This window comes from Vibrio sp. ABG19 (assembly GCF_029962385.1).
Classification (GTDB): domain Bacteria; phylum Pseudomonadota; class Gammaproteobacteria; order Enterobacterales; family Vibrionaceae; genus Vibrio; species Vibrio ostreae.
The window spans coordinates 2,881,283-2,893,823 of sequence record NZ_CP071708.1 but is presented as its reverse complement, the minus strand read 5'-3'; the positions used below and the strand labels follow the sequence as shown (position 1 = coordinate 2,893,823).

The window sequence follows — 12,541 nt, the reverse complement described above, 5'->3', positions numbered from 1 at the left end:
AAAAGCCCCGATTAAACGGGGCGTTATTATTGACGTATTTGTCTGACAATTCAATTGTTATTCGGTTGCCTGACAGTTTAAGTTGAGCAGCATCAATTCCCGCATCGCTACAGAGAACTTAGCAAACTCATGCACAGTACCGACTTTGAACTCATTAAGTATGTTTTCCCACCGGTGCAACGACATCTCGTTCGCTTCGATCCAGCCGTCCAGCAGGGTCATCACATCATTACACTCGGTATCACAGCCACAATTAAGTACCTGAGCCGTGAGCTGGCGTTGTTGCCAGTCAAGATCTTCGCGGAACGCCGCACGGGCAAGGGCCTGCCAGTTATTGTCGACCGCCTGACCATTGATCTGTTTCAGGAACCAATGCAGTGAGAGTCGATCGCCAAGGTTGAAGTAAAGTTTGGCTGTTTGCTCAACACTTTTACCACTTTCACGGGACACTGTAGATATATCCAGTACTGAGTAGAGGCTCGACAGACGGGCAACATAATGGGCCAGTTCAGACTCTACGCCCTGTTTCACCCAAGCTTCTGCCATTGCACTGTGTTCAGCCACTTCATCAGCCACCAGCAATTGGTCCAGTTGTTTGGCGATGGCTTTTACATCGGCCTGATAACTGTCAATCAACATCTGCACGGAAGGCTTCGCGGTCCGGTTACGCAGGAACCAGCGCGACAAGCGACGCAGGGTGCGGCGTACATGGAACATCACATCATACTGTGCTTCACTGCTCGCTTTGTTATCCAGCTTGCGCGCTTTATCCAACACAGAATCGAGTTGGTAAATTTCGCGTGCGGCTGCATACGCATTAGCAATATCAACGACGTTAGCCCCTGTCTCTTCCTGCAAACGGGTAATGAAGTTACAGCCCATCTCATTGACCATCTGGTTGGCCAGAGCAGTCGCAATGATCTCTTTACGCAGCGGATGGTTGTTCATCTGCTGAGAAAAGTCACGGCGTAACGCAGATGGGAAGTAACGAACCAGCTGAGTGGCATGAAATGCATCATTGGCGATGTCGTCACACGCCAGTTCGTCTTTCAGCACCATCTTACCGTACGCAACCAGCACGGCCAGTTCCGGACGAGTCAAGCCCTGACCCTGTTTTTCACGCTCAAGCAGAGTTTCATCGTCCGGAATATATTCCAGACCGCGATCCAGGTGACCGGCTTTTTCCATATGATGGATAAAGCGAATTTGCTCTTTTACTGCGGCAACACCTTGCTGCTCTGTCACAGAAATCGACTCAGACTGGGTGTAGGCGTCTTCAATTACAATCTCACCCACTTCCTGTTCCATCGATTCCAGGATCTGGTTACGCTGCTTAATAGTCAGATCGCCATTCGCTACTAAGCCGTTAAGGAAGATCTTGATATTGACTTCGTTATCCGAACAGTCCACGCCACCAACGTTATCAACAAAGTCGGTGTTAACCCGGCCGCCGTTCAGCGCATATTCCACCCGGCCTAGCTGGGTCATACCCAGGTTACCGCCTTCACCAACAATCCTGGCTCGCAATTCGCCGCCATCAATGCGCAGCGCATCATTGGCACGGTCGCCAACATCAGTATTGGTTTCCCGTGATGATTTCACATACGTACCGATACCGCCGTTCCAGAGCAGATCAACTTCCATTTTCAGGATCATCTTGATCAGCTCATTTGGCGCGGCACTGGCTTTTTTCGTACCGAGCATTTTCTGAATTTCTGGTGTCAGGCTAATCGACTTCGCTTTGCGCGAGAAGATACCGCCACCTTTAGAAATCAGCTCTGCGTTGTAGTCTTCCCAACTGGATCGCGGCAGATTAAACAGGCGCTGACGCTCATGCCAGCTTGATGCTGAATCCGGATCCGGATCAATAAAGATATGCAAGTGGTTAAACGCAGCCTGCAATCGGATATGTTGTGACAACAGCATGCCGTTACCAAATACGTCACCGGCCATGTCGCCGATACCCACAGCGGTGAAGTCTGTGGTTTGGCAATCGATACCCAGTTCACGGAAGTGGCGTTTGACTGATTCCCAGCCACCTTTCGCGGTTATCCCCATCGCTTTGTGGTCGTAACCGTTTGAGCCGCCCGAAGCAAATGCATCACCAAGCCAGAAGTTATATTCTTCCGATACCGAGTTCGCCAAATCAGAGAAGGTCGCTGTACCTTTATCAGCGGCGACAACAAGATACGGGTCGTCTTCATCGTGGCGCACCACATTCTTCGGTGCGATCAGCTCGCCTTCGATAATGTTGTCAGTGACATCCAGTAAGGCGCGAATAAAGCGTTTGTAACAGCGCTGACCTTCCGCGAAGATCTCATCACGGGTCGTCATCAGGTACTGTTTCTTACACACGAAACCGCCTTTTGCTCCCACCGGCACAATCACGGTATTTTTAACCTGCTGAGCTTTCACCAGACCAAGAATTTCGGTACGGAAGTCTTCCTGACGATCAGACCAACGCAGACCACCACGCGCCACTTTACCGCCACGCAGGTGGACACCTTCAATGTCCGGTGCATAAACAAAGATTTCAAACGCAGGTACCGGGGCAGGAATATCCGGGATCTCGCTTGGTTTCATTTTCAAAGCCAGCCACGGTTTCGGCTGTTTGTGCTCGTCGGTCTGAAAATAGTTGGTACGCAGCGTGGCACTGATCATCTCCATATAACGACGCAGAATACGATCATCATCCAGGCTTTCGACGTTATCGAGTTGTTTGGTCAGTCTGGTCATTAAATCGGCCTGACCTTTAGCTGCGCCTTTGAACTTCGGATCAAAGCGGCGCAGGAACAGATCCACCAGCCCCTTGGCCAGTTCCGGATAATGATTGAGTGTTTCTTCAATGTACTGCTGACTGAACGGGAAACCGACCTGACGCATATAACGTGCGTAAGCGCGCAGAATCGACACTTCACGACCGGTCAGTGACGCACCAAGAACCAGACGGTTGAAACCGTCATTTTCCAGGTTACCATTCCAGATCGCCGCAAACGCCTGTTGGAAACGATCGCGCGCTTCACGTAGATCAACCTGCTTGTCGCTCTTATGCAGCATAGAGAAATCAAGGATCCAGTAGGTCTGACCGTTTGATTTAACGACCTCATACGGTGACTCCCCGATCACGCGCAACCCCAGATTTTCCAGCATCGGCATCACATCCGACAGATGGATAGGTTCATCGCGATGGTACAGTTTCATGCGTACCGCTTTAGAATCCTTGCTCTCTTCCTGCGGTCGATAGAACAACATACCGAGCTTGTTATCTTCATCCAGAGATTCCAGCGTCTCAATATCCGCCACCGCTGAGCCGGGCATCATGTCTTCTTTATACGAGCGCGGGAACGCATGCAGGTATTGCTTCGACAGAGGCAGACCTTTACTTTCGCCCAGATTCGCCACGATCGCTTCGGACAAGCGATCATCCCAACTCGTAGATGCTTCCATTAAGTTTTGCTCTATTTTCTTCACATCAACGTTCATGTTGTTGTTGTCCACACGAACAATGTAATGAGTACGGGCCAGCGGGCTTTCTGAGAAATAAGTGGTGAACTCCACTTCTTGCTGACAACCGAAATAATGTTTGAGAATGCGCTGCGTATGGCGACGCAGTTCGGTGTTGTAACGCTCTTTGGTCACATACACCATGCAACTGAAGAAACGGCCAAACGGATCTTTACGCACAAACAGACGGATCAGGTCGCGATCCTGCATCTGGACCACACCCATACCCACTTCAAGCAGCTCTTCTTCACGCGCCTGCAGCAGTTCATCACGCGGGTAATTTTCCAGAATATTATGCAGCGCTTTGTAAGCGTAGGAACCCACCCGATAACCACTGGCTACCAGTATCCGCTCGACCTTTTCGCGGATCAGAGGAATACTCTCGACTGCCTGGTTATACACGGCTGAGGTGTAAAGGCCGGTAAAACGGTGTTCGCCAATCACTTTGCCTTTGTCATCAAACTTTTTAATGCCGATATAGTCGGTATAGGCCGGACGGTGAATACGTGACTGTTTGTTGCCTTTGGTCAGAATGAGCAGAAACGGCTTTTTCGCTTCCAGACGTGCCGAATCCGGGAAATTCGACAACTTCACGCAGCGCACCCGACTGGCCAGAGAGAACAGGCCAAGGCCCGCTTCTTCGGTCGGACGTAGCTCGGTATCACCTTCTGCATTGACCAGGTCATACTCTTTGTACCCCATGAAGGTAAAGTTGTGATTACCCAACCAACGCAGAAATTTGAGCGTTTCTTCATAACGATCAGCGTCAACCGGAATACGATCTTTCTGCTGCTCGAGAGAATGGATGACCTGTTCCAGTTTCGTCGCCATGGGTTTCCAGTCCTGAACCACCAAAGCGGTGTCATTCAGAATGGCCAGAATCTCATCCTTGAGTGCATTCATTTCTTCCTTGCTGCTCAGCCGGTCCACCTCAATGTGAAACAACGACTGCAGTGGCCCTTCGCCCTGATTGATGTTGTCAATCGAACCATCTGCTTTGCGGGCAATTTGAGTCGGGCCATTGAGCATCAGGTGAGCCGTCAGTTCCAACCGGCTTAACGCCATCTTAATCGAATCAACCAGAAACGGGCTGTCCGGCACCACAATCTCAACGATGGTATGCGTGGACTGCCAGCCCTGCTTACTGACGGTTGGGTTAAACACCCGAACCGAGCGCTGCGAAGGCGATTGTTCACTGATGTGATGCCACAGGCTGACTACAGCACCATAAAGGTCGGATTCATTACGTTCAATCAGATCGTCCTGAGCGACGTTACTGAAGAGATGTTGGGCGAGTTGGGTGACGAGGGGTTGATGAGCAAGCTCAAGTTTGTCTTGAATCAGTTGATACACTTTTTCAAGCAGAACCGGCATTAAACTTTCACGCGCGGTCATAGGCGACTCCAGATATTAGAATTATATGCTTGTAAGGTATGCAGTAAGCATAGTGCTTACACTTGGTGATGCATGGACTATTGTAAAAGTTTTATTGATAAAACGTTAATGGTTTTAGGGCCAGAGCGCGGTGAAATGTTTGAGAATGTGACTGATGTACCTGTTTAAATAACTACAAAAATCCTTTATGGCAGAACTTCTAGCTTTACGAACTTATTATTGTGGTCAGTTGTCAGACGGAATCGACCTTTTACTCCAATCTGACTCAGAAATGGTCGGAAACGACTGGCCGGTAATTGCAGACGCAACCCCTGTTCTGTCACAACCAGTACCTGGCTGGCGGCGCCGCTGTAATGGGAAAGAAATGCCTGATAGGAAATATTGAGTGAAAAAAAATAGTGCTTCACGTTCAGAGCTCTACGGATACCAATGGATTAATAAACTAAGCAACAAAAACAAGTGGCACCGTAGTGCCACTTTTCATCTCAACCGGCGGCAAACAGAGCCGGATTAACGCTTACTGTTCCAGCGCCTTGGTCACTTTCTCGTACAGATCACGCGCCAGATTATCCATCGCTTTCAGCCCTTCCAGCTCGGCTTTGATTAATGCCTGACGTTCTTCATCATAACGACGGAACTTCAGCAGCGGATCGATAAGACGCGAAGCGACTTGAGGATTACTGCTGTTCATTTCACGCAGAATCTCACCGGCAAAGCGGTAACCTTCGCCGCTCTTAGCATGGAAACGGACCGGGTTCATGTTCAGGAAAGAGCCAATCAGGCTGCGAATCCGGTTTGGGTTCTTCATGCTGAACGCTTCATGACTCATAGTGGCTTTAATCACTTCAAGCGCGTTATCTGCCGGGTTACAACCTTGCAGCGCAAACCATTTATCCATCACCAGACCATCGTGTTTCCATTTAGCGCTGTAATCCGCCATCAGAGTTTCACGACACATCAGGCCGGCAATGTTGGCGGCTGCCATCGCGGCCATGGTGTCGGTCATGTTGTTGGCTTGCTGATATTGCGCTTCGGCCAGGGTATTACCCTGCTCAGTAAAGGCCAGATACGCCAGACACGTATTGCGCAGTGCACGGCGACCAATCGCGGCATGCTCAATCGAGTACTCGTCTTGTTTGAGCACATGATAGGTCGCGCTGAACTCATCCTGCATTTCTGTTGCCAGAATCACTTTCAGTGCTTTCAGTACGTTCGCAATCGCATCCACGTCAACACGCTTGTACCAACCCGACACTTCATTATGGCTTGGCAGGGACAGCATTTCCGCAACAAACGCCGGCTCAAGTTCATCACTGAGCAGAACGCCACGAAATGCATCCACAACTGACTCAGGCAGAGTGACGTTGTCACCATTTTGCACACGCTCGATGTTGGCGCGGATATATTTCGCCAGCAGCATCTGACCGGCATCCCAGCGGGCAAACTCATTGCTGGCGTGAACCATCAGGAAGGTCAGTTCGTCATCACTGTATTGGTAATTCAGTTTCACCGGTGCGGAAAACTCACGCAGTAAAGATGGAATCGGCTGCTCTTGCACATTTTCAAACACAAAGGTCTGTTTGGCCTGTTTCACATCCAGGACATGTCCAACCCGCTCGCCATTACATTGTAACGGAATGACCCGGCCATTTTTTGCATACAGTTCAACGTCAAATGGAATATGCAGCGGCTGCTTCTCCTTTTGATCCTGTGTTGGCTCAGTGACCTGCTCTACCGTCAGGGTGTAAGTCTGTGCCGTGGCGTCATACTCACTGCTAACCGTCAGTTCCGGTGTTCCGGACTGGCTGTACCACAAACGGAACTGCTTAAGATCCACGCCAGACGCGTCTTCCATCGCCGCGACGAAATCTTCACAGGTGGCTGCGGTACCGTCATGACGTTCAAAGTACAGTTTCATCCCTTTCTGAAAGCCTTGCTCACCCAGCAAGGTGTGCATCATACGAATCACTTCGCTGCCCTTTTCATAAACGGTCAGGGTGTAGAAGTTGTTCATTTCAATCACTTGATCCGGACGAATCGGATGTGACATCGGGCTGGCGTCTTCCGCAAACTGCGGCCCACGAATAATACGGACATTATTAATGCGGTTTACTGCCCGTGAGCCCAGATCAGACGAAAACTCCTGATCGCGGAATACCGTCAGACCTTCTTTAAGGCTGAGCTGGAACCAGTCACGACAGGTTACGCGGTTACCAGTCCAGTTATGGAAATATTCATGACCGATAACCGCTTCAATCCCCAGATAATCGGTATCGGTTGCGGTTTGCTCATTCGCCAGTACGTATTTAGAGTTAAACACGTTCAGGCCTTTGTTCTCCATCGCGCCCATGTTAAAGAAGTCAACCGCGACCACCATATAGATATCTAGGTCATACTCGAGATCGAAACGCTCTTCATCCCATTTCATCGCGTTGATGAGTGACACCATCGCATGATTAGCACGATCCAGGTTACCTTTGTCGACAAAGATTTCCAACGCTACGTGACGACCGGATTGAGTGGTGTACTGGTCGCGCAGCACGTCAAAATCACCGGCAACAAGCGCAAACAGGTAAGCAGGTTTGGGATGCGGATCTTGCCACGTCACCCAATGACGGCCATTATCACTGCTACCTTCAGCAATTTTATTACCATTGCTGAGCAGGAACGGATACTGGGCCTGGTCTGCTATCACTGTGGTGGTGTATTTCGCCAGCACATCCGGACGGTCGAGATAATACGTAATACGACGGAAACCTTCGGCTTCACACTGAGTACAGAAAGCACCTCCGGATTTGTACAAACCCTCCAGTGCGCTGTTCGCTTCGGGATTGATCAGCGTAACAATCGTCAATTCACATTCGGCCGGTAGCGAGCGAATTTCTAAACCTGCTTCCAGCAAGGTGTAATCCTGCCAGTCAGCGCCATTAACTTGCAGCGCTTTTAATTCCAGTCCTTCTCCATCAAGTGTCAGCGTCGTAGTCTGACCCATTTGTTTGACTTGAGACACCGCGCTCACTGTGGTTGCAGTATCATGCAGATCAAACGTCAATGCGATATCAGTAATGGTATGAGAAGGCTCTTTATAATCGGTACGATATTTGGCCTGTGGATTTTGAGCCATGGTCGGAATCCTTTTGACGTAATAAGATGTGACTAATTGAGGGGCCAGAACGCGGGTTAAGCAATGCACTATCCACCCTGAAAACAATCGTCGCTGCCCATAACGATATCGATCTTAGGCCTGTCAGCGCCAATAACAACCCCCACAATGCAAAAACGAGGTATTTTCACCAAATACCTCGCTCTCTTCAGGCTAATCCCTGCCCGGATGCTTTATTTTTAGTCAACCCGCTTTGTTGCAGTCCAAGTAAGCACACGCCGCTTAACCGCATCACCATCGGCAAGCTAAGTGCCTCGTATCCCACATTATCTGACCCTATCCAGTACGGCGAAGACAGACCCGTTTTCCACTTCCAGCGTCAGTTGGTCATGGTTAAGGGTAAACTGTGTATCGTGTTCACCATCTTCAAACATCAACACAAGATGATCGCCTTCCGTATAGAACACACCCTGATGGAGAGCTTCTCCCCCTTTGCCGCCACTGGCCCGAAACAGAAAGACGAAATCCGGTTGGAGAATTAAATCAATACTTTGCAGGTCTCCGGCAGACAAATCATTACCAGATAACGAAGTACTCGACCAGATTCCCGCCAGAGAGTTAGACAAGGCTTTCGTAAATAGCACCCCATTCAGATGAAGCAGATTATGGCTGCTTTTATACTGGTAAACTTGCGGCTCGTCAGAGTTAAGACCGAGAATAATGGTATCGTTACTGGCCGAATACAGGCCTTCCCAGTGGTCGACACTGTAGTCTTTCTTCTGGATATCAATCGAAAAGGTATAGTCAGATTCAAAATTGAGCCGAATAGCCAAGTAGTTCTCTTTTGATTCCTGTGGATTAGGATTAATCAGATACCAGTCACCCAGCAAAAACGGCTGGTCAAACTGAGTTAAATCCCGGTTGTCTGAATCGCGCACGCTAAAGGCTGAGCCAGAAAACAACAAGCTCAGACAAGCGATCATTATCGCTAACCATTTCATCACGCTTCCCCTCACTTAAAAATATACTTTTCTTTAAGCTTAGGATCGCTACAGTAATAACGCGAAATTATTTGATGTAAATCACAATTACAACCAGATTCAATACTTTACCGACCGTTTTATTGAGCAGGTAACCAATTTGATTTTGTCTTAGTTGAAATTCGTCAACTCTATCCATCAAACCCTAGTGGTTCTTTGGTAAATGCAAATTGCGACATATGAAAACTCTGCCATTTGCCGTCACCTGGCTTTTTGACAATAAAAAAGCGGACTCGAAAGCCCGCTTTTCATTTTATTGTCACCGTCAATTAAGACTGCTTAATCATATCTACCATGATGGAGACAGATTCATCCAGATACGCATCTGGTGCTTCATAATCCTTCGGCACATCTTCGAGTTTCTTGTATTCAGGTTTACCCAGCGCTTTCTGGCGAACGTTAATGCGATCCAGACGTTCCTGATCCGCTTGCTCACTCTCCTGCTTACGTACTTTTTCATTCAAAGACAAACTATTATCGTCTTTTTCAGCTTTGTACTTAGCGATATCTTGCTGAATAAAACCAAACTCGCGGTCGGTCGCGATACGCTTCTGGTGCTGTACATTGAGCGCTTCAATCTGCTTATGGAAATCATGTAACGGGCTGTATTTAGCCTGATCAATGCTATCCCATGGCAGCGCGTTATCTTCCACGCTCTCACCGGTATCTGCAGCGTCGATAGCCGTCGGGAACGCAATGTCCGGGATCACGCCTTTGTTCTGAGTACTTCCGCCATCGATACGGTAGAACTTCTGAATGGTATACTGGACGTAGCCCAATTCTTTATCGAACAAATCATAGATATGATTGAGCGAACGATGCTGTTGTACCGTGCCTTTACCATAAGAGTTTTCGCCCAGGATAATCGCACGACCGTAATCCTGCATCGCCGCGGCAAAAATCTCAGAAGCCGAAGCACTGTAACGGTTTATCAATACCGTCATCGGACCGCTGTAGCTGATTTTGCCATCGGTATCGCTGTTCACATTTACCCGACCATAGCTGTCACGAACCTGTACAACCGGGCCACTGGTGATAAACAGACCAGATAATGCCGTTGCTTCGGTCAGTGCGCCGCCGCCGTTATTACGTAAATCGACGATGATGCCGTCCACATTTTTCTCTTTCAGCTCAGCGATCAACTTGTCCGTATCCTGAGACAGACCAACGTAGAAACTCGGAACTTCAAGCACACCGATTTTCTCACCGTCTTTGTCGATGATCTTCGATTTCACCGCACGGTCTTCAAGACGAATTTTATCACGAACAATTGTGACAACGTGACTTTTCGCTTCCTTACCTTCCGGCAAGATCTGCAGCTTCACCTTGGTACCTTTCGGCCCTTTGATAAGCTCCACCACATCGTCCAGGCGCCAACCGATGACGTCAACCATCTCCTCGCCATCCTGACCGACACCGATAATGCGGTCACCTTCTCCCAACTGTTTACTGTTAGAAGCAGGCCCACCAGCCACGAGCGAGCGAATCACCGTGTAGTCATCGGTCATCTGCAGCACAGCACCAATGCCCTCCAGAGAAAGATTCATCTCTGACTGGAACTGCTCTGCATTGCGTGGTGACAAATAACTGGTGTGCGGATCAACCTGGCGGGCAAACGCATTCATGTACAACTGAAACACATCTTCACTATGGGTCTGGGTCAGACGCTTAATCGCGTTGTTATAACGTTTTTCCAGCGTCTCTTTGATCTCAGGCCAGGTCTTGCCTGCCAGTTTCAGATTGAGTGCGTCATACTTGACGCGCTTACGCCACAACTCGTTGATTTCTGCCAGATCTTTCGGCCAGGCCTCTTTCGAGCGATCGAGCTCAATGGTCTCATCACCATCAAACTTGATTTCGTTATCGAGCAGAGACAGTGCGTACTGAAAACGTGCAAAACGTTTCTCCATCGATAAGTTATACAAGTCAAACGCGATCTGGTTATCGCCCGCTTTCAGTTGATCATCAAGTTCGACGGACCAGGTTTTGAACGAATCAATATCCGCTTGAGTAAACAAGTTGCGATTGTAGTCCAACATCTCAAGATAACGTTCAAAAATTGCTTTAGAGAACTGATCGTCGAGAGTGAAATGCTTGTAGTGAGAACGAGTAAATCTGGATGTGACTCGTTTACTCGCCGTTTCATGCTGAACTTCTGGAGCAAGAAGAGGAAGGTCTTCTTTATGGAGTTTGGCTTCGAGAGCCTGAGCTGAAGACGCTGCCAGCCAGAGGCCAGCAGCGATCAGAGTTAATTTTGAACGGCATTTCATGCGTAGGAGATTCTCCTTTATGCGCGCAGGTGCTCCGCTTTCACAACCATTTGCAGGCCGTTGCCGAGTTGAACACGCACATCTTCCTTATTGATTTCAACAATGGTCGCAGCCATGTTGCCTTTACCCATGTTCACGTTCACTTCTTTACCGACATTCAGTTCATCAGCATTCAGAGCACGTGTCTCTACTGGTTTTTTGTCTGCTTTTGGTGCTTTAGACTGAGGTCGACGTGCCTGAGGCTTCTTCGCCTTAGGTTTTGCTTTCGCATCATCACGCGCCTGTTTAGCCTGCTCTTTACGACGAGCTTCTACACGAGCCTTGCTCTCAGCTAACGCAGCTTTCGCGTGTTCTACATGTTGCTCTTCTAGTTCACCACATGCATTACCATCGAGATCGACACGAACCGCACCAGCTTTAACGCCGTGCAGGTAACGCCAAGATGACGTGTACTGTCTTAACGCTGCACGAAGTTGAGTTTTGCTTACTTTAGGGTCATCGCTGAGACGATCAGCAAGATCTTGAAAAATACCAATTTTAAGAGGCTGTGCCTCACCTTCTAAAGTAAAGCATTTAGGGAAACATTCAGCAATGTACGCAATTACTTCTTTGCTGTTTTTTAACTTTTCAGTGTTTTCCATGAGGATTCCTGGTTATTGCGGCTGGTCCGCGAAGCATTAAATTCAAATATTTCGGTATTATAGTGACCTGAATACGAAAAACCACAGGCAACAACTAAATTATGCCTTGTTCGCGTGTGAATTAAGCAGCTTTTCTACTTCAGTCATCAAAAACGTGAGTCCTTCTTCATCAGTTTCAGAAAAACGACCAATACTTGGGCTATCAATATCAAGCACGCCGGCGACTTTACCATCAATAGAGAATGGAATTACAATCTCTGAGTTGCTCGCCGCGTCACAAGCAATGTGACCTTCAAAGGCGTGAACATCGTAAACACGTTGTACAGTGTTAGTTTCAACGGCAGTTCCGCACACACCACGGCCAACAGGAATACGAACACAAGCTGGCTTACCCTGGAAGGGACCTAGTACCAGTTCATCGCCATGCATAAGATAGAAGCCTACCCAGTTAAGGTCTTCCAGTTCCATGTTTAGCAAAGCACTTAAATTCGACAAGTTGGCGATAAGGTCTGGTTCTGATTCCAGTAACGCGACAGCTTGCTTGGTTAAGCGGTGGTAATGTTCTATTTTCATAATAACTTCCGGTGG

The 12,541-nt window shown here is 48.5% G+C and carries 7 protein-coding genes; all 7 read right to left on the bottom strand.

Translation table 11 applies throughout. The features are described 5' to 3' along the window. Positions 1-57: 57 nt before the first annotated feature. The 7 genes from J0X00_RS19355 to J0X00_RS19325 all read right to left on the bottom strand — a co-directional run bounded on the left by J0X00_RS19355 (position 58) and on the right by J0X00_RS19325 (position 12,526). A complete protein-coding gene (locus J0X00_RS19355) occupies positions 58-4,899 on the bottom strand; it encodes an NAD-glutamate dehydrogenase (RefSeq protein ID WP_282477522.1) in 4,842 nt (1,613 codons plus the stop codon). 185 nt (positions 4,900-5,084) lie between these two features. Beyond that, entirely contained in the window at positions 5,085-5,306 is a 222-nt protein-coding gene (locus J0X00_RS19350) for a DUF2835 domain-containing protein (RefSeq protein ID WP_136486505.1), read from the bottom strand. A gap of 110 nt (positions 5,307-5,416) precedes the next feature. After that, the gene (gene pepN / locus J0X00_RS19345) at positions 5,417-8,023 is read right to left on the bottom strand and encodes an aminopeptidase N (protein ID WP_282477521.1); all 2,607 of its coding nucleotides are present in this window, start codon (positions 8,021-8,023) and stop codon (positions 5,417-5,419) included. A 305-nt stretch (positions 8,024-8,328) separates the two neighbouring features. Then, entirely contained in the window at positions 8,329-9,003 is a 675-nt protein-coding gene (locus J0X00_RS19340) for a hypothetical protein (RefSeq protein WP_136486666.1), read from the bottom strand. A 308-nt stretch (positions 9,004-9,311) separates the two neighbouring features. After that, positions 9,312-11,312 carry a carboxy terminal-processing peptidase gene (gene prc / locus J0X00_RS19335; RefSeq protein ID WP_282477520.1) on the bottom strand — a complete coding sequence of 667 codons (2,001 nt, stop codon included), beginning with the start codon at positions 11,310-11,312 and terminating at the stop codon, positions 9,312-9,314. A gap of 17 nt (positions 11,313-11,329) precedes the next feature. After that, positions 11,330-11,953, bottom strand: a complete 624-nt coding sequence (proQ, locus tag J0X00_RS19330) for an RNA chaperone ProQ (protein WP_136486512.1) — start codon at positions 11,951-11,953, stop codon at positions 11,330-11,332. A 99-nt stretch (positions 11,954-12,052) separates the two neighbouring features. Beyond that, positions 12,053-12,526 carry a GAF domain-containing protein gene (locus J0X00_RS19325; RefSeq protein ID WP_136486514.1) on the bottom strand — a complete coding sequence of 158 codons (474 nt, stop codon included), beginning with the start codon at positions 12,524-12,526 and terminating at the stop codon, positions 12,053-12,055. Positions 12,527-12,541: the final 15 nt, after the last annotated feature.

Excerpts from the sequence above, each read along its gene's own strand:
- proQ (WP_136486512.1), bottom strand. The coding sequence starts at position 11,953 with ATGGAAAACACTGAAAAGTTAAAAAACAGCAAAGAAGTAATTGCGTAC.
- prc (WP_282477520.1), bottom strand. The coding sequence starts at position 11,312 with ATGAAATGCCGTTCAAAATTAACTCTGATCGCTGCTGGCCTCTGGCTG.
- J0X00_RS19325 (WP_136486514.1), bottom strand. The coding sequence starts at position 12,526 with ATGAAAATAGAACATTACCACCGCTTAACCAAGCAAGCTGTCGCGTTA.
- pepN (WP_282477521.1), bottom strand. The coding sequence starts at position 8,023 with ATGGCTCAAAATCCACAGGCCAAATATCGTACCGATTATAAAGAGCCT.
- J0X00_RS19340 (WP_136486666.1), bottom strand. The coding sequence starts at position 9,003 with ATGAAATGGTTAGCGATAATGATCGCTTGTCTGAGCTTGTTGTTTTCT.
- J0X00_RS19355 (WP_282477522.1), bottom strand. The coding sequence starts at position 4,899 with ATGACCGCGCGTGAAAGTTTAATGCCGGTTCTGCTTGAAAAAGTGTAT.